Raw genomic sequence first — 17,176 nt, 5'->3', positions numbered from 1 at the left:
CCGGCCACCAAGGGAATGGCCGGGCGTCACGAAAGACCAAAACGAGACGCAAATGAATCGCGCGGTCCTGATCAACGACATGCGTCGCGCCACCGGGAGCATCCTCGAAGCGCGCGTACCGATCCGTGTGCGCGCCTGTCGAGATGGCGTCGTGGTCGAGGCGCCTGCCGGCGTGGCGACGCCGCTGCGCCGCCCGGTCGAGGCCAGAGTGACTTGGGCGAGGCTGAACGAAGCCCGCGGGCCGGTCCTGCGGCCGCTGGTTGAAGAGCTCATCGCCGCTCTTCGGAACGGCGGCCCCCTGCCCGCCGGGTTCACCCCGTCGTCTATTTCCAAATCCCGCGGCGCTCGCCGCCTACACTAGCCCGGAGTTCCGTCATGCGCGCCGAACAGATGCTCGCCACCCATCCCCACGTCAAAGGCGCGGTCAACACCGCCCTGGCCCGCTGCGTAGAGGCCTGCTTCGACTGCGCCCAGGTCTGCGCCTCGTGCGCCGACGCCTGCCTGGGCGAAGCCGCCGTCGCCGAGCTCGTGCAATGCGTTCGCCTCAACATGGATTGCGCCGACGTGTGCCTGACCAGCGGCCTGATCGCCACCCGCCGCTCGGGCGGCGACGTCCCGTTGATCGAGGCCCAACTGCGCGCCTGCCAACTGGCCTGCGCGCGTTGCGCCGACGAGTGCGAACGTCACGCCGACCGTCATGAGCATTGCCGGATCTGCGCGGCCGCCTGCCGCGACTGCGAGCGGGCCTGCGTCGATGCGATCGCCAACCTCGGCGACGCCCACACGCCCGCCCATTAGCCGCTGGGGTCATGCCCTCGCAAAAGGAGCTGCAGGATGAGCAAGCATCCCCCTTCGGGCCACACGCCGACGAAACTTCCCGACGACCTGACCCGCGATCCAGGGATCGGCCAATCGCCGGGAACCACGATCAGCGGCGAGGATCCCGATCTCGCCGCCGGCGAGAACACCACCGAGGGCGACGTCGAGAACGACACCCGTCCCGACGGCGCGGTGGACGCCGATCAGCGCGGCCGCAAGAACGCTTGAAGGCCGCGCGACCATGGCCCCGAACGCATCCGATCTCCTCGTTGAAGGCCTGATCGGCTGGAGCGTCGACGGAGGAGCCTGCGCGGACTTGCTCAGGTCGCGGGCAAGGCGAAGACGTAGAGCATGCCGCCAGGCTGGGTGATCTTTTTCAGTTCGCCGGTCATGTTGGCGAAGCCCTTCTGGGCGGTGGGATCGCGCGGATCGAGGTTGCGGGTGACGATCGAGCCGACCCAGCCGCCGACGCCGGACAGGATAGCGACGTACTGGCGACCGTCGGGACCTCGGAACGTCGTGGGCTGGCCGATGATCCCGGAGCCGGTCTTGAACTTCCAGAGCTCCTGGCCGGTGTCGGCGTCGACCGCCTTGAACCAGCCCTCGAGGTTTCCGTAGAAGACCACGCCGCCCGCCGTCGCCACCGCGCCGCCCCAGACCGGCCAGCGCTCCTTGATGGTCCAGACCTTGCGGCGGCCCACCGGGTCCCAGGCCATGAACTCGCCGGCGTTGCCGCCCTGCCCCGGATAGAAGCGTGGGTTGACGCCGATATAGGGCGTGCCGGCGATGTAGTTCACCGGCTTGGTCTCCCAGTCCATGCACAGGTTGTTGTGCGGCACATAGATCAGGCCGGTGGCCTTGCTGAAGGCCGACGGGCTCCAGTCCTTGGCGCCGGGCGAATTGGGGCACACGCCGCGGATCACCTTGCCGGCCTGCGGGATCATGTCCGGATTGAACCGCAGCCGCCCGGTCTTCAGATCGACGCCCTTGGAAGCCGTGATGTGGATGAAGGGATCGGCGGCCAGGACCTCGCCCGTCGTGCGGTCCAGGACATAGATGTAGCCGTTGCGCTCGGGCCGGATGATCACCTTGCGGGTGCGGCCCTGCCAGGGCAGGTCCAGCACGATGTTCTCGTTGACGCCCGAATGGTCCCACAGGTCATGCGGACTATAGGCGTAGAACCAGTGGGCCAGGCCGGTCTTCGGCTCGCGGGCGAAGACGCCGTTGGTCCAGTGGTTGTCGCCCGGCCGCTGCAGGTGGTTCCAGGGCGCGGGGTTGGACGTTCCGTGGAAGATCAGGTCCTGCTCGGGATCGTAGGAAATCCAGCCCCAGACCGTGCCCCCGCCGATCTTCCACGCGTCGGTCGGCCACTGGCTGACGCCGAGATCCTTGCCTTTGTATTGCGGATAGAAGGGCTTGAAGACCTTGGGATCGATCTTCACGTCGACGTCGGGCCCCGTCGAATAGGCGCGCCAGGCGATCGAGCCGTCGGCGGCGTTCAGGGCCGCGATCCAGCCGCGGGCTCCGAACTCGGCCCCGGAATTGCCGACGATGACTTTGTCGCCGACCACGAACGGGGCCATGGTCATGGTGTCGCCGCGCGTGAAGTCGCCCAGGCGGGTCTCCCACTTCAGCGCGCCGGTCGTGGCGTCAATCGCCACCGTGCGGGTGTCGGGGGTGTTCAGATAGACCGTGCCGTTGGCGTAGGTCGGCCCGCGGTTGACCGGCTCGCAGCACATCTCACCCTGCACCGCGGCCGGCGGTCGGGTCTCGTAGCGCCATTTCACCGGCCCGCCCGGCTGGGTCAGGTCGATCGCGTACAGCGTCGTGGGATAGTGCGAGACGAAGTACAGGGTGTTCTGGGCGACGATCGGCGAGGACTCCTGGCCGCCCGACGCGCCGACCGAGACGGTGAAGGCCACCTGCAGCCGCCCCACCGTCTGCTTGTTGATCTGCGCCTGCTCGCTGTAGCGGGTGTTGGCGAAGTCCTTGGCCGGCATGATCCATTGGCCGTCGTCCTTGGGCGACGCGGCGGCGGGCGGCATGGCCCGGCCTGCAGCCTGCCGGCCAGGCCGCGAGGGATCGTTGGCGGCGGGCCGCCGATTACATCCGCCCGTCACCGCCAGCGCCATGCAGACGACGAGCGTTGGGATCCAGGAACGGTGAAGGGTCATCGGGTCACCTGAGCGTGTAGAGGTAGGCGGCGATGTCGCGTGCGTCGCGCGGATCGACGCCGAGTTCGGGCATGGCCGTCTGCGGGTCGACCCGTCGCGGATGGGCGATCCAGGCCTCGAGATTGCTTGGCGTGTTGTTCAGCCGCCCGGCGATATAGGCGCGGCCGGCGATCCCCTTGAGCGGCGGTCCGACCCGCCCGCTCGCCCCGTCCACGCCCGGGATTTCGTGGCAAGCGCCGCAGCCATAGGCCGCGATCTTGCCCTGCCCCAATGCCGGATCCCCCAGCGTCAGGGCGGCGGCCTGATCCCAGGCCTGGCGGCGTCGCTGGAGAGCGTCCGCGCCGATGGCCGCCGCGCCGGCCAAGGTCGTTGCGGCCAGGACACAGAGGAAGACGCGGCTAGGCCCGGGCATGAGCCGCCTCCGTCACGTTCGGTTCGCGCAGGGCGCCGGCGATCAGCAGCAAGGCCGCGGCGACATGGACCAGCCCGCCAGGGACCCACATCAGCAGGCCGGCGACTTGCTGGTCCTCGACCGGCGTCAGGCCGAACGGGGCCAGCCCCATCTCGGCGTAGCGGGCGTACCAGGGGCTCTGGGAGAACGCCATCAGCGCGCCCAGCGCCCCCGACACCACCGAGGTGACAAACAGGCAGAGCACCGGCGCGCCCACCGCCCGCCCCGCCTGCCGACGGTCCAGCATCGCGGTCCAGAACAACAGCGCCGAAACCAGGAACGACAGGTGTTGGGCGATGTGCCAACCGTCGCTGTCCAGGGCGCGGTCGAACAGGGTCGGCAGGTGCCAGAGCCACAGGGCGGCGGCCTGCAACGCCGTGGCCGTCCACGGTCGGGTCAGGCCTCGCCACGACAGGCGCAGACCCGGAGATCGGCCGGCGCGGCCCAGCGCCAGTCGACCGGCGGCAGGGAAGGCCCAGATCATCGTCGATAAAGGCCGCGACATCACCAGCAGCGGCGCGGCGACCAGCATCAGCAACTCGTGCTCGAACATGTGCGCGGTGAACGAGCGGCCGCCCAGCGCGTGCAGCGGCGAGACCACCGCCAGGGCCAGGAAGATCCAACCCAGGACGAACAGCCAGGCCAGGCGATCGCGGGCGGGCCGGCCCGGGCCGCTGCGCCGTCTCAGCCTGCCGAAGCCGAAACCGTAGAGCGCAGCCGACAGCGATAGCGGCGCCACCAGCGCGGGCTCGAAGCTCCAGTCCAAGGCGACCGGAGTCGAACCGCCGCCGTGCGCGAAGGCGGGGCCGGCCGCTAGCGCCAAGCCAAGGGTCACGACCGGCAGCCTCATCGCCAGCACGCCGGAACGATCAGGCCGGCGACCACCTGGGTGAGGATGGTCAATAGGAACAGGGCCGCGGCCATCAGCGACACCGCCGGCAGGAAACGGCCCGCTGCCTCGTGGCTGGTCGATGACCGACCGCCGCCCCTTCGCCAGGCGGTCCAGGACAGCCAACCGCCGACCAGGACGATCGCCGCCGCAAGCCGCCCAGTCGCTATGACCAAGCCCCCATCGGCGACCGTGCAGCGGGCGAAGTTGCTGGTCGAGCCGACCTGGTGGTGCAGCGCCCAGCCGGCCGCGCCGCCGAACAGTCCGGCCCAGGCTCGCCAGCGCGGCGAAGTGATCGGCGGATCTTCGCGAGGCTCTGAACCGTGGGTCACAGCAGTCTGGGCCCCAGATAGACCAGCCCGGCGATCGGCAGCCAGGTCAGGACCACGAATCGCCAGTAAAGGCAGTTGTCGGCGACGCCGGAGAAATGGTTGCCATCGATCGGATGGGTGAACGACGTCACGGTGATGAAGATCGTGTCGCCCAGGTCGGTGATCACGTGGACGGTGTGCAGCACCATCAGCGCCCAGATGATCGAGCCGTAGGGATCGGCGTCCCACCGGGTGTTGAGCGCGCCGAATTCCAGCCAGCGCACACCCAGCAGCACCGCGCCGACCAGGCTCATGATCACCAGGCCCAGGCGGGTTGGCCCGTCGCGATAGGCCTGGGCCTGGGCCTTGGTCCAGGCGTTGGGGATCTCGCTCAGCAGCGCCAGGACCGTGAAGATCACGCCCCAGGTCAGGCCAGGCGGAACCTGTCCCGGCGGCCAGGGCTGGACGTGCCCGACCAGGAAGAAGTAGGCGCCGCCGGCGAGCAGGAAGCCTGCGCCCTCGATCAGCATGAAGCCGACGACGGCCCACCACATCAGGCTGCGAGACCCGAAAGCATGGTCGGGCAGGTCGGAAAGGTCACCGACGAGGCGATGGCGGGTCATGTCCCCTCCTCCGCCAAGGCGGCCCGCGCCGCCTGGCGCCGCGTGGGGCCCGGCGGCCAGAACCAGCCGACCAGCGTCGCCGCCAGGGGGATCGCGCCCCAGACCAGGGCCCATTCATGGAAAATCGAGCCGATGAACAGGCCGGTGGTGGCGACCGCCGCCAGCAGCGGCCAGAGCGTCGGACCCGCGGAAGGCTGGCGAACGTCCGGCTCGGCCTCGACGATGGTCGTGCACAGCGCCTGGCGCTGGTCGACGCCGACGCCGCCCATCACCGGCAACACCCCCTCGCCTTCCCACAGCGGCTCGCGCCCGGTGACGACCGGCGTATAAAGGAAGTTGTACGAAGGCGGCGGCGAACTGGTCGCCCATTCCAGGCCCGAAGCCTCCCAGGGATTGTCGCCCGCCACCTGTCCCCGGCGCAGACTGATCACCAGGTTGACGACGAAGACCACCATGCTGACGGCGATCAGCACCGAGCCCAGCGAGGCGATCAGGTTCCACAGGTCCCAGCCCAGGCCGGCCTTGTACGTGTAGATCCGCCGCGGCATGCCGATCAGCCCCAGCAGGTGCATGGGGAAGAAGGTGACGTTGAAACCGACGAAGAAGGTCCAGAAGTTCCAGGCCCCCAGCCGCTCGCTCAGCAGCCGGCCGGTCGCCTTGGGGAACCAGAAATAGATCGCGCCGAACAGCGGGAAGACCGCGCCGCCGATCAGCACGTAGTGGAAGTGGGCGACGACGAAGTAGGTGTCATGGACCTGCAGGTCGAGCGGCACGGCCGCCAGCATCACCCCGGTCAGGCCGCCCAGCACGAAGATAATGATGAAGCCGATCACGAACAGCAGCGGCGTCCGGAACCGCGGCTTGCCGTCCCAGATCGTCGCGATCCAGGCGAAGATCTGCAGTCCCGACGGGATGGCGATCATCATGCTGGCCGAGGTGTAGAAGCTGTTGCCCAGCCTCGGCAGACCGGTGGCGAACATGTGGTGCACCCACAGGCCGAAGGCCAGGAAGCCGTTGGCCAGCAGGGCCAGCACCATGGCCGGATAGGCCAGGATCGTCCGCCGCGAGAAGGTGGTGACGATGTGCGAGACCATGCCCAGGGCCGGCAGGAAGATGATGTAGACCTCCGGGTGGCCGAAGAACCAGAACAGGTGCTGCCACAGCAGCGGATCGCCGCCCTCGGCGGGATTGTAGAACTGGGTGCCGATCAGCCGGTCGGAGATCAGGAAGCTGGAGGCCAGCATCACCGCGGGCATGGCGAAGATGACCATGAAACTGGTCACCAGCATCGCCCACAGGAACAGCGGCATCCGCGACAGGGTCATGCCCGGCGCGCGCTGCTTGAGGATCATCGCCACCAGTTGCACGGCCACGACCAGCGCCGCCACCTCGGTGAAGGTGATCATCTGGGCCCAGAAATCGGTGCGCTTGCCCGGCGAGAACTCCGGTCCGGCCAGGGGCACATAGGAGAACCAGCCGGTCTCGGGCCCGACATTCATCAGAAAGGCGATCCAGATCATCGCCCCGCCGAACAGGTAGACCCAGTAGCCGTAGGCGTTCAGGCGGGGAAAGCTGATGTTGCGCGCCCCGCACATCAGCGGGACCAGATAGACCGCCACCGCCTCCATGATCGGCACGGCGAACAGGAACATCATCGTCGTGCCGTGCATCGAGAAGATCTGGTTGTAGCGGTCGGGCCCGATCAGGCCGCTTTCCGGCCGGGCCAGCTGCGCCCGCATCAGCAGGGCCAGCACGCCGGCCAAGAAGAAGAAGACCATGCCGGTCACGACATAGCGGCGGCCGATAATCTTGTGGTCGACCGCGGTCAGCACGCCCCGCAGCCCCCGCGGACTGGCCCAGGTGCGCTCCAGCCGCGCCCGCAGATCGGCTTCCTCCTCGATGCTGGTCAGCCGCGCCGTCACTTGAGGCTGTCCAGATAGTCGACCAGCGCGTTGAGCTCGTCGGGATTGGTTGCGACATAGGGCATGTGGTTGCCAGGCTTGAGGCTCTGGGGATCGGCGAGCCAGCCGGCCAGGGCGCCCCGACTGTAGGGACGCGCGCCGGCGGCCAGGCTGCGCCGGCTGGCCAGGTGCGTCAGGTCGGGCCCGACCTGTCCCATCGCCGTCTGGCCGCCGACCGCGTGACAGCTGGCGCAGGCCGCACCGACGAAGACGTCCCGTCCCCGCGCCAGGCGCGGATCGCTGGGCGCTCGCGCCGGCTGGCGCTGATGCTCGGACCAGGCGGTGAAAGCGCTCGGGCTCTCCACCGTCACGTCCAGCGCCATGTTGGCGTGCTGCAGGCCGCAGAACTCGGCGCACTGGCCGCGAAACAGGCCCATGCGGCGCGGCGTCAGGGTCAGGTGGTTGGTCCGTCCGGGGATCAGGTCCTGCTTGCCGCCGAGGTTGGGGACCCAGAACGAGTGGATGACGTCCCCGGCTTCCAGCTCGATCCGCGCGGGCCTGTCGACCGGAAGATGCAGTTCGTTGGCGGTGATGAAGCGGCGGTTCGCGACCGGGTCTTCGTACTCGACCTTCCACCACCACTGGTTCGCGGTGACCTTCACCCGCAGGGCCTGGCCGGCCTCCGCCTGGGCCAGTTGGCGATCGACGACGAAGCTGCCCACCGTCAGCACCAGCAATCCAGCGACGGTCAGGCCGACCCAGCCGGTCAGGGCGCGAAGCAGCGGCCGCTCGGCTGGACTGGCCTGCCCCTGGCTGAGCGGCGGGCCAGCCAGACGTCGCCGCGCCCGCCAGATCGACGCCGCCAGGAACAGCAGCACCAGCAGGTACATCACCCCGCAGATCCAGAGCATCAGAGTCCAGAGGCTCTCCGTACGGGCGGCCTGGTCGCCTGCGGGATCCAGGGCCGACTGCGCCCCGGCGCAGCCCGCCAGGAGCCAGACGAGCAGCCAGGGACCGCAAGCGACAAGGCTTCGGCGGATCATCGGGCGGCGCCCAGCCGTGCGGCGGTGGCGTCGCCGTGTTCGGGGCCGGGCTTGGCCTGGTTGTTCGGCGGCGTGGCGCGCATGTGGTCGTCGCGTGACGAGGCGGCCAGCTTGTCGGCTTCGCCGCCCATCGAGCGCACATAGGCGGCGATCTGCCAGAGTTGCTCGTCCGGGATCTTGTCGCTGAAGGACGGCATGCCGTTGGGTCGGCCTTCGGCGATGCTGGCGCGGATCTGGGTGATGGCGCCGCCATAACGCCACTCGTCGTCCATCAGGGCCGGTCCGACGTCGCCGCCGCCGTGGGCGTGGCAACCCGAGCAGTTGAACCACTCGTAATAACGCTGTCCTTCACTGATCTGGTAGGCGTTGCCATCGTAGAGCGGGGCGCGCGGATCGACCGGCGGCAGGGCCAGGCCGCCGCCGGCGCGAAGGCTGGTCGGCGAAACCGGCCCGGAAACGCCGTTGGCGGTCGTCGGCGCCCGCACGGCCCGCGTTTCACGGTCGCAGGCGGCGGCGGTCAGGCATGCGGCGACAATGGTGGCGGTAATGATCTGGCGCACGAAATCCCCTCGGGTCGGGAACGGTGCGCGAGGAAAGAAGATGCTCGGAGCGTCAATTGTTAAATCGCGCTCAGGCTTCGGCAGCAGCGACGCGGTGCGCGAGCCACGCTTCATGAGCCGCGAGGAGATCGCGCGCTAAATGGTCCGTCGCATTGGGGTTGGTGAAGGGGGTTCGGCGTCACCTCGAGCAAACCGACGAGGGCGTTGTTCAGGTCGTGGACCCTATCCGGCAGCGCTACAGAACGGCCTCTTCGGTTCAGCCCTCACCGCGCTTCCACGGCCTTGGCCGGGACCGACGTCCTGGCGGCGGCCATCTGGCGGAACAGTTCGGCCTCGCGCTCGCGATACGGCCGGCCATCGCGGTGCATCAGGTCGTGGAACCAGATCGTCGGCTCCTGCAGGGTGTAGGGCCGCTCCCAACTGTCCCACGGCAGGCGGGTCTGGATCGCCCCGTCGACCAGACCCCAATTGATCATGCCCACATTCTCCCGCCGGGCGATCGGCAGGATCGTGTCGACGTTCGAGCCGTTGCCGCGGGCCAGCCACTCGGTGGCGATCAGCGGCCGGCCATAGGGCCGCAGTTGAGCGATCCGCTGCTCGAAGGCCTCGGGCCATTCGTAGTTGTGGAAGGTGATGATGTCGGAATTGTCAAGCTGGGCGCGCTGGATCGCCGTCAGCGTCTTGGCGCCGGGCGACCAGTCCGGGCCGATCCAGACGCCGCTGGTCAGGGGCTGGATCGGCTGGCGGCTGCGCGCCCAGGCGAAGGCCTGCGGCAGCAGGGCCTCGATGCGCGCCGCCTCCTGGGGCCGCTGGGCGCCGTTGTAGCTGCCGCCGCCCGGATTGTCCGGCTCGTTCCAGATGTCCCAGGCCAGCACCCGGCGATCCTTGGCGAAGGCCCCGACCACGCCCTGCACATAGTCCCGGAACCGGGCGTCGTTGCGCGGGTCGACCAGGTCGTCGCGGCCGGGGCTCTGCACCCAGCCGGAGTTGTGGACCCCTGGAATGGGCCGGTGCTGCGGGCCCAGCTTGGGATCGGGGTCCCAGCAACTGTCGAACAGCACGAAGACCGGTCTGATCCCGTGGCGATCGGCTATGGCCAGGAACTGGTTGAGCCGGTCCGTGAAGCCCTTCGGATCCTGAGCCCACAGCAGGTCATGGAGATAGACCCGCACGGTGTTCATGCCGAACCGGTCGTGCGCCCAGCCCAGCTCGCGGTCGATGGTGACCGGATCGAAGGTCGTGGCCTGGAACATCTCCAGCTGGTTGATGGCGCTGGAAGCGGCGTAGTTCGCCCCCACCAGCCACGGCTGGTGATCGTACCAGGCCTGCGCTTGCTGGGGCGTCCACCGCTGGGCCGCGGCCTGGGCGGCCGGCGGAGCCGGGGGCTGCCTGGCCTCGACGGCGGGGCTCCATGCGCAGAGCGCCAGGCCGATGGCGAGGGCGGCGGGGAAGCGAAAGACGCGCCCTGAAAAGCGGCCTAGCCGGCGGCCGGACGGCAGGGCCGTGACGGCGTCGACCACGCCCAGAATGCTTCCGCCCATTGTTCGCCCGTCGCCTTGTTGTTGAGCTTATGGCATCTTTATTCGCCATGTTAGATGGCGCTCGACTTCAAAGGCAAGCATCGTGCGACGAACACTATCAAACAACTTGCATTCGCCGCCTCAGCTTTAACATCGGGCGTCGGCCAAGCGATACGCAGCGGCGGCCCGCCGGCCAGGCGCGCCGCCCGTCGCGCTGATCAGCGATCTGGCGTCGTCGACGTGGTTCGACCGGTGTCGGTGTCACAGCCTGAGGCGCCGGCGCTGTTGGACATCGTCGTGTTCGAAGTCCCGCCGCCGGTCCCCTGGGTCGCGCCGGTCGTTCCGGACGCACCGGCGCAGGCGCCGCCGCCCTTCTGGCCCTTCTGGCCCTTCGACGACGAGGCCCCGCTGGTCTTGCCGCGCTTGGAGCCCGTGGTCGCCGCCGCGTCGCTGCCGGCTAAACCCGCCGTCCACGCCGACGAACCGGCGCTGTCCTGACCCGTCGAGCCGCCGATGCGTGTCGAGCCTGACTGGGCCTGGCCTCCGGTCGCGCCTTGGTTGGAGCCCATCGCAGCGGTGGAGCCATTCGTGTCGCCGGGGCCGGTGGACGAGGCGGTCGAGCCTGCCGAGCCGCTGGCGGTGGATTGGGCCATGGCGCCGCCGGCCAGCGACAAGGCCGCGACGATGGCCATCGAAAGACTTGATCTGAGCATCACAATACTCCCGAATTTGAGTTCTGGAGCAGCGATAAACCGGCGCCTCGGCATCGGGTTCACGACAATCTATCGTTTTGTCTATTCGTAAACAAAAGAGAGCCCCGCAATCGTTCCTAGTGTTGCAAAAGATCCAAACGGGCAAGCGTAGATCGACCCGAATATCGAATGATAAGCGCAGGAACGACCCGCCAGTAGCTTCCCTTGACTGACCGTGTGAACGGCTCTCCTCCCGACTTGGGGCTCGCCAACCTGGCGGGCCCCACTCTTCCCGGAGCGGCCCGGAACAAGAAAGCCTGCTCGCCCGAACGCCGCCCTTCGAGCCCAAAGGGCGTATTCGGCGGTCGCAGCCCGTCGGACGCCGTGCACTGACGACACGCGCCCTGGATGGGCATGTCGCCCCCTCCAAATGACACCGGGCGGCGCCTCCACCTCTCGTCGCGCGTTTTCCCGCCGGAAACCTGCGTTCCAAGGAAAGCCGCAACATGTCCATCGTCGATAAAGTGCTCGGGGCGATCACCCCGCCCGAAACCGAAGAGGCCCGCGCCAAGGCCACCGCCAAGGCGCGAGACAACGCCACGCCTGGGGACTGGCTCAGCATGGCCCTTGATCACCATGGCCAGATCCGGGCCTCGTTCGCGGCGGCGCGCGAGGCCGCGTCGGCCCAAGACCGGCTGGCCGCTTTCCGCGCCCTGGCGACGGTGCTCAATGGCCATTCCCTGGCCGAAGAGGTCGTTCTTTATCCCGCCCTGGCCAAGAATGGCGAGAAGGCCCATGCGGGCCTGGCCTATACGGAGCAGACCACAGCCAAGATGCAGATGGCCGAGCTGGAGCGCATCGACCCGGCCGCCGAGGCCTGGCGCGACAAGCTCGAACATATCGAAGGCGCGGTCCTCCACCACATGTTCGAGGAGGAAGGAACCTGGTTCCTGGAGCTAAAGGAAAAAGCCCCCGACCAGGATTTCCTGACGCAGCGGTTCGGCGAGGAGTACCGACGCTACGTCTTCGGCGTCGCTGAACCGGCCGCGCCCCAGGCCGAGCCACGCTCGTTCGCCGCCGCAGGCGACGAGCCCGACGGCGATCTCCAGGAAGTCGGCCGCAACGACGCCGGTCCGCTGCAGCTGGGTGAACGAACGCAGGACGAAGCCGGCCCTTCCGCCTGAACCTCCAGGGCTGAAATTAGGCTGTCAGCGCCCGCGTCACGCGCCGGCGTCCTGAATGCTGCTTCGGAAGCCGCCTCGCGGGCCGGCGGCGCTCGACCAAACATTTGACGCTCATGGCAACGCGCCGGTGCAGGCGGCTTTCTCTGGAAGATGACCCAGACCCCAGATGATCCTACCAACGTCCACGGCGTTGTAGACCGGGCCCAGGACGCTATCGGCGCGATGGTCGGCATGGCGTCGGCCTCAACGCTCGGGGCCCACGACGCCGAGGCCTGTGTCGCCAACGCGAGCGCGAGCGATCTCTACGAGATCGAGGCCGGCCGCATCGCCCTGCAGAGGACCGGCTCGCCCCAGGTGCGGAGCTTTGCCCAGATGCTGATCGAGGATCATAGCCGCTCGGCCGAGATCCTGGCCGCCAAGGTCAAGCTCGCCGGGCTGGAAGCTGTCGCCGAACCCAGGTTGGACGAACGACGCAAGGGCATGCTGGACGACCTGCAGGCCGCATCGGACGACGCGTTCGATGAGGTGTTCCTGACCCAGCAGACGGCCGCCCACCAGGAAGCTTTGACGCTTCACAGAGGCTACGCGGAGAAGGGCGAGAATGAAGTTCTTCGCGGCATGGCGTCCGGAGCCGCGCCGCCGCTGGAGCAACATCTCCAGATGGCCAAGCATCTGCGCTCCCTGAGCTAGCCCAGAGCTTCTTGGCCCCTTGCCGCCTGTCAGGTTCAGCTGATCTCCAACCGTCTCAACGAACGGCGCCGGATTTTGTGCGGGAATGGCGCGCCCTGCTGGATTCGAACCAGCGACCGCTCGCTTAGAAGGCGAGTGCTCTATCCAGCTGAGCTAAGGGCGCGCAAGCCCCTTGGGGAAGCTTGAGGTGGAAGTCCTAGTGGGTCCAGGGTTGCTTGCGGCCGGCGGCGAAGTTGTCGGCGTAGGCCTTGATGATCCGCTTGGGCGTCTTGGGCTCGAACAGCTGGAACGGGATCTCGTGACGCTGGGCGTAGGCCACGGCCTCGTCGCGGGTCTCGAAGCTCAGGCGCACCTGGCCGTTCATGTCGCTGGACTGGGTCCAGCCCATCAGCGGGTCCGAGCGTCTGGCCGAGGCCGGCTCGAACTCCAGCAGCCAGTCCTTGGTCTTGGCCTTGCCGGACTGCATGGCGGTCTTGGCGGGGCGGTAGATGCGGGCGAGCATGAAAGCCTCTCCAGGTCGGACGTCGCCCCCTCGAAAAGGGGTCTAGGTGGTCGGAGCGGCAGGATTTGAACCTGCGACCCTCTGGTCCCAAACCAGATGCGCTACCAGGCTGCGCTACGCTCCGAAACACCGAGCGGCTGCTCTACAGGGCTTCGCCGCCGGGAGCAAATGGAACGGGCGCCCAAAACCGAAAATGAAGTCAGCCTTTCGGGAAGATTTTGTTGAGCACCCGGTCGCCCGGCAGGATGCCCAGTTGGGCGGCGCGGCCGCCGGGAATCTCGAGCACGCCTCCGACGACGCCGCCCGAGGGGATCGGCGTTTCGTCGTGCGGCACGGCGTTGCGGGCGATCGACAGCACGCGGCCGTCGGGCGCGATGTAGAGGATGTCCAGCGGGATCAGGGTGTTCCTCATCCAGAACGCCGCGCGCTGGGGCGGCTTGTACGGGAACAGCATGCCGCGGTCGGGGGCCAAGGCCTTGCGGAACATCAGGCCCCTGGCCTGCTCGGCCCTGGTCACGGCCAGTTCCACCGTGAACTTGGCCCGTCCCCGGCTGGTCAGGATCTCGACCGTGTCGAGCTTGCTGGAGGGCGTGGAGGCAACAGCGGCCGGCTTGGCCCGCGCTTGCCACGCCTGGGCCGGAGCCGCCGCCAGAATCCCCGCAACCAGGGCCAGCCCGGCAAGCGCCAGCACTCGCCGTCCGATCGTCGTCATCAAGCTCACACGCGCCTCGTCATCATCGCTGCGTCCCGCCGCGCGGCGATCCTACGACGTCGTGGCGCAATGGCGAAAGCCGGCCTGCGATTCTCAATCGTCGCCCGGCGTGATCTCGGCGACGACCAGGCCCTTGGGCCCCTCGGCGAAGCGCACCATCACATCGTCGCCCGGCTGCAGGTCTTCCAGACCGCCGCGACGCAGGGTCTCGATATGCACGAAGATGTCGCCCGGCTGGCCGTCGCGAACGACGAAGCCGTAGCCCTTGGTGCGGTTGAACCACTTCACCTTGGCGCGTTCGGCCGGCCCCACCGGTTCCAAGGCCTGGCGGCCGCTGTCGATTCCCGACCGGAAGCCGTCGCGACGCAGGCCCATGCCGCCCTCGCCGAACGGACGCTTGGGACGCTCCATGGGGACGCTGGCGGCGCTTTCATCCAGATCCACCACCTCGGACACCTGCCAGCCCTTGGGGCGCTTGACCACGTCGCAGACGATGATCGCGCCCTCCAAGGCCGTCTCCCGACCACAGTTGCGCAAGGAGGTGACGTGCAGCAGCACGTCCTTCAGGCCCGTCTGGCCTGGATCGTCGGGGACGATGAAGCCGTACCCCTTGCCGGTATCAAACCACTTTACGCGACCGCTGATACGCACGAATTCCTCATGCGATCCCGAGTCCTCGAAATCGAAACCAGACATTCCGCCCCTCTGGCTCGCCCAGACAGCCCAGGGGGCGAGCACCACAGAATAACACTGTTCTCGCGAGGCGAGCGCCGTCAATAACCAATTGACGTCACGGCGCGACCAGAACCACCGCGCGACATTTCGTCGCAGCAGCTAGACCGACATCAACCTGAAATGTCCGTGGTGGGTGGTAGTCCCTAGGGGAGTCGAACCCCTCTCTCCAGAATGAAAATCTGGCGTCCTAACCGATAGACGAAGGGACCACGGCGCCTGCATTAGGCGGGTATTCGCATGTAAAGTCCAAGTACGCTTCGCGGTGGTAGTCCCTAGGGGAGTCGAACCCCTCTCTCCAGAATGAAAATCTGGCGTCCTAACCGATAGACGAAGGGACCACGTGGCCGCGAAGAGCAGGCGATATACAAAGCTTCCCCCCGGGGCGCAAGCGACGAAGAGCAGTTTTTTCAGGTGGTGCGCATGCGGGGGTCGGCGACGTCCTCGATCTCCAGCTGGACGCCTTCCCGGCCCATGTAATCGTCCGGTTTCAGACGTCCCACGACATGCAGGGCGCCGCCGCCCGACAGCAGGCGCTCGCCCAGCGGGGTCTCGGCTGAGCGCCAGGAGATCGCCTTGATTCGGTCGCCCGACGGTCCGACCAGGTCGACCCGCACGTGGCCGCCCTTCATCGCCATCATCCGCTCGGGACGCACGCCGGCCAGGGCGAACATCGGCTCGGGATTGCCCGGACCGAACGGCGCCAGCTGCTGGAACTCGCTCCACAGGGCGCGGTTAGCGGCGCGCGGCTGGACCAGGGCGTCGATCTCGACCCCCTCGACGCCCACCGCCTCCATCTCGCCCGCCAGGCGCTCTTCCAGGAAGGCGCGAAACTCGGGGATCGAATCAGGGCGGATCGACAGGCCCGCGGCCATGGCGTGGCCGCCGCCGGCCATCAGCAGGCCCGCCTCGAAGGCCGCCTGGATCGCCGCGCCCAGGTTGACGCCGGGCTGCGAACGGCCCGAGCCCTTGCCGACATTGGCGGCGCGGTCGACGCCGATCACCACCACCGGTTTGCGATAACGCTCGCGCAGGCGACCAGCGACGATGCCGATCACCCCGGGGTGCCACCCCTCCCCCGCCACCACGATGACGGGGGCGTCGGGATCGAAGTTGCTGCCGCGCTCGAGCAGGGCGGCGGCTTCCTCGACCACGGCGGCCTCGACCGCCTTGCGCTCGGTGTTGAGGCCGTCCAGCTCCTCGGCCAGGGCCCGGGCCTCCAGCGGGTCGTCGGTGGACAGCAGGCGCGCCCCCAGGTCCGAGCGGCCGATCCGTCCGCCGGCGTTGATGCGCGGACCCAGGATGAAGCCGGCATGGAACACCGAGGCTGGCCCCGAGCCCTTGCCGACCTCGAACAGCGCCTTCAGGCCCGGATTGCCCCAGCTGGACATCGTCCGCAGGCCCAGGGTCGTCAGGGCGCGGTTGAAGCCGACCAGCTGGGTGACGTCGCACACCTCGCCCATGGCCACTAGGTCCAGCCATTGGCGCAGGTCGGGCTGCGGCCGCTCGTCGGTGAACAGGCCGCGCTTGCGGGCCTCGCGGTTGAGGGCGGCCAGCAGGACGAAGGTCACGCCGGCGGCGGCCAGCACGCCCTGCCCGCTCTGGCAGCCCGGGCGATTGGGATTGACCACGGCGGCGGCGGCCGGCGGGTCCTCGCGCATCAGGTGGTGGTCGATCACCACGACCTCGAGGCCGATGGTGGCGGCGCTGGCGATGGCGTCATAGGCCGCCGCCCCGCAGTCCAGGGTGACCACCAGCTCGGCCCCGCTGTCGCGGATGGTCTTGAAAGCCGCCGGGCTGGGGCCATAGCCCTCCGTCAGGCGGTCGGGAATATAGATCGGCAGCTCGACGCCCATGTGCCGGAACCAGCGCACCAGCTGGGCGGCGCTGGTGGCGCCGTCGACGTCGTAGTCGGCGAACACCATGGTCGGCCGTCCGCTCTCCAGCGCGTCGATCAGGATCTCGGCGGCGCGGTCCATGTCGGTGAAGCTGGAGGGGTCCGGAAACAGCGCCTTCAGGGTGGGGCGCAGATAGTGCTCGGCGTGGTCGACGCCGACGCCGCGCGAGGCCAGGGCGCGGGCCAGGGGCTCGGACAGGCCATGGAGCTGCTGGTGGCTGCGGGCGACGGCCGCATCGCCGGGTCGCTCCCGCCAAGCCCGGCCGCTGATGGAGCGGGCCACGTCGAGGAAGTGGGCAGATGCGAGGGCGGCGTGTCCGTCGGCCATGGCTCAGCCCTCGCGCGTGGAAAGGCTGCTGGAGATGAGGAGCTTGGCTGTCGTGGTCATCTCCCGAACCTACGCCCTTTGGCGGATTCGCTCCATGTGGCGCGAGGGTGGAAGATAGGGCGTCGGTGCGTCAGAAACGGACGCGGTG

At 68.3% G+C, this 17,176-nt stretch carries 19 protein-coding genes and 4 tRNA genes; 5 read left to right on the top strand and 18 right to left on the bottom strand.

Annotated features, from left to right (window positions below; all coding sequences use genetic code 11):
• Positions 1-52 precede the first annotated feature (52 nt).
• From ASD47_RS19540 to ASD47_RS19530, 3 genes are read left to right on the top strand one after another with little or no spacing between them, the layout of a single operon-like run.
• Positions 53-361 (top strand): hypothetical protein, encoded by a 309-nt coding sequence (locus tag ASD47_RS19540; RefSeq protein WP_056760083.1) that lies wholly within the window; start codon positions 53-55, stop codon positions 359-361.
• A gap of 14 nt (positions 362-375) precedes the next feature.
• Positions 376-798, top strand: coding sequence for a four-helix bundle copper-binding protein (locus ASD47_RS19535; protein WP_056760081.1), 423 nt, complete (start codon positions 376-378; stop codon positions 796-798).
• Positions 799-834: 36 nt separating this feature from the next.
• Positions 835-1,047, top strand: coding sequence for a hypothetical protein (locus ASD47_RS19530; RefSeq protein WP_056760079.1), 213 nt, complete (start codon positions 835-837; stop codon positions 1,045-1,047).
• Positions 1,048-1,139: 92 nt separating this feature from the next.
• Here ASD47_RS19530 and ASD47_RS19525 read toward each other — a convergent pair whose 3' ends face one another.
• The 10 genes from ASD47_RS19525 to ASD47_RS26740 form a co-directional block, all read right to left on the bottom strand.
• Positions 1,140-2,993, bottom strand: a complete 1,854-nt coding sequence (locus ASD47_RS19525; protein WP_082564699.1) for a PQQ-dependent dehydrogenase, methanol/ethanol family — start codon at positions 2,991-2,993, stop codon at positions 1,140-1,142.
• Positions 2,994-2,997: 4 nt separating this feature from the next.
• Positions 2,998-3,405 carry a cytochrome c family protein gene (locus tag ASD47_RS19520; protein ID WP_056760077.1) on the bottom strand — a complete coding sequence of 136 codons (408 nt, stop codon included), beginning with the start codon at positions 3,403-3,405 and terminating at the stop codon, positions 2,998-3,000.
• Complete coding sequence (locus ASD47_RS19515; RefSeq protein ID WP_235525957.1) at positions 3,392-4,279, bottom strand: cytochrome c oxidase assembly protein; 888 nt, start codon at positions 4,277-4,279, stop codon at positions 3,392-3,394. Before ASD47_RS19515 ends, ASD47_RS19520 begins: the two co-directional genes overlap by 14 nt.
• An 11-nt stretch (positions 4,280-4,290) precedes the next feature.
• A complete protein-coding gene (locus ASD47_RS19510; RefSeq protein ID WP_056760072.1) occupies positions 4,291-4,665 on the bottom strand; it encodes a hypothetical protein in 375 nt (124 codons plus the stop codon).
• Positions 4,662-5,267 (bottom strand): cytochrome c oxidase subunit 3, encoded by a 606-nt coding sequence (locus tag ASD47_RS19505; protein WP_056760069.1) that lies wholly within the window; start codon positions 5,265-5,267, stop codon positions 4,662-4,664. Before ASD47_RS19505 ends, ASD47_RS19510 begins: the two co-directional genes overlap by 4 nt.
• Positions 5,264-7,189 (bottom strand): cytochrome c oxidase subunit I, encoded by a 1,926-nt coding sequence (gene ctaD, locus ASD47_RS19500; RefSeq protein ID WP_056760068.1) that lies wholly within the window; start codon positions 7,187-7,189, stop codon positions 5,264-5,266. Before ctaD ends, ASD47_RS19505 begins: the two co-directional genes overlap by 4 nt.
• Positions 7,186-8,211: a cytochrome c oxidase subunit II gene (gene coxB, locus ASD47_RS19495; RefSeq protein WP_056760066.1), complete on the bottom strand. Its 1,026-nt coding sequence runs from the start codon at positions 8,209-8,211 to the stop codon at positions 7,186-7,188. The genes ctaD and coxB overlap by 4 nt, the downstream gene beginning before the upstream one ends.
• Complete coding sequence (locus ASD47_RS19490) at positions 8,208-8,771, bottom strand: cytochrome c (protein WP_056760064.1); 564 nt, start codon at positions 8,769-8,771, stop codon at positions 8,208-8,210. The genes coxB and ASD47_RS19490 overlap by 4 nt, the downstream gene beginning before the upstream one ends.
• Positions 8,772-9,034: 263 nt before the next feature.
• Positions 9,035-10,312, bottom strand: a complete 1,278-nt coding sequence (locus ASD47_RS19485) for a cellulase family glycosylhydrolase (protein WP_156402326.1) — start codon at positions 10,310-10,312, stop codon at positions 9,035-9,037.
• Between the two features lie 197 nt (positions 10,313-10,509).
• Entirely contained in the window at positions 10,510-11,004 is a 495-nt protein-coding gene (locus ASD47_RS26740; RefSeq protein ID WP_156402325.1) for a hypothetical protein, read from the bottom strand.
• Between the two features lie 485 nt (positions 11,005-11,489).
• Here ASD47_RS26740 and ASD47_RS19470 point away from each other — a divergent pair, with 485 nt between their 5' ends.
• The gene (locus ASD47_RS19470) at positions 11,490-12,167 is read left to right on the top strand and encodes a hemerythrin domain-containing protein (RefSeq protein ID WP_056760056.1); all 678 of its coding nucleotides are present in this window, start codon (positions 11,490-11,492) and stop codon (positions 12,165-12,167) included.
• A gap of 150 nt (positions 12,168-12,317) precedes the next feature.
• Positions 12,318-12,857, top strand: a complete 540-nt coding sequence (locus tag ASD47_RS19465; RefSeq protein WP_056760054.1) for a DUF4142 domain-containing protein — start codon at positions 12,318-12,320, stop codon at positions 12,855-12,857.
• 86 nt (positions 12,858-12,943) lie between these two features.
• Here the strand turns inward: ASD47_RS19465 and ASD47_RS19460 are convergent.
• The 8 genes from ASD47_RS19460 to recJ all read right to left on the bottom strand — a co-directional run bounded on the left by ASD47_RS19460 (position 12,944) and on the right by recJ (position 17,028).
• A tRNA-Arg gene (locus ASD47_RS19460) sits at positions 12,944-13,020 on the bottom strand.
• Between the two features lie 33 nt (positions 13,021-13,053).
• The gene (locus ASD47_RS19455; protein WP_056760052.1) at positions 13,054-13,359 is read right to left on the bottom strand and encodes an ETC complex I subunit; all 306 of its coding nucleotides are present in this window, start codon (positions 13,357-13,359) and stop codon (positions 13,054-13,056) included.
• A gap of 47 nt (positions 13,360-13,406) precedes the next feature.
• A tRNA-Pro gene (locus ASD47_RS19450) sits at positions 13,407-13,483 on the bottom strand.
• Positions 13,484-13,558: 75 nt separating this feature from the next.
• Positions 13,559-14,071, bottom strand: a complete 513-nt coding sequence (locus tag ASD47_RS19445) for a DUF192 domain-containing protein (RefSeq protein WP_056760480.1) — start codon at positions 14,069-14,071, stop codon at positions 13,559-13,561.
• A 93-nt stretch (positions 14,072-14,164) separates the two neighbouring features.
• Positions 14,165-14,767 carry a stationary phase survival cold shock domain protein CspD gene (gene cspD, locus ASD47_RS19440; RefSeq protein WP_056760050.1) on the bottom strand — a complete coding sequence of 201 codons (603 nt, stop codon included), beginning with the start codon at positions 14,765-14,767 and terminating at the stop codon, positions 14,165-14,167.
• Between the two features lie 173 nt (positions 14,768-14,940).
• Positions 14,941-15,015 (bottom strand) — tRNA-Glu (locus ASD47_RS19435).
• Positions 15,016-15,069: 54 nt separating this feature from the next.
• Positions 15,070-15,144 (bottom strand) — tRNA-Glu (locus tag ASD47_RS19430).
• 69 nt (positions 15,145-15,213) lie between these two features.
• Positions 15,214-17,028: a single-stranded-DNA-specific exonuclease RecJ gene (recJ, locus tag ASD47_RS19425; protein WP_056760048.1), complete on the bottom strand. Its 1,815-nt coding sequence runs from the start codon at positions 17,026-17,028 to the stop codon at positions 15,214-15,216.
• Positions 17,029-17,176 lie beyond the last annotated feature (148 nt).

It is taken from the genome of Caulobacter sp. Root1472 (genome assembly GCF_001426985.1).
GTDB lineage: Bacteria > Pseudomonadota > Alphaproteobacteria > Caulobacterales > Caulobacteraceae > Caulobacter > Caulobacter rhizosphaerae.
Note: the sequence above shows the minus strand (reverse complement) of the source record. Positions and strands in the feature narration are given on the sequence as shown.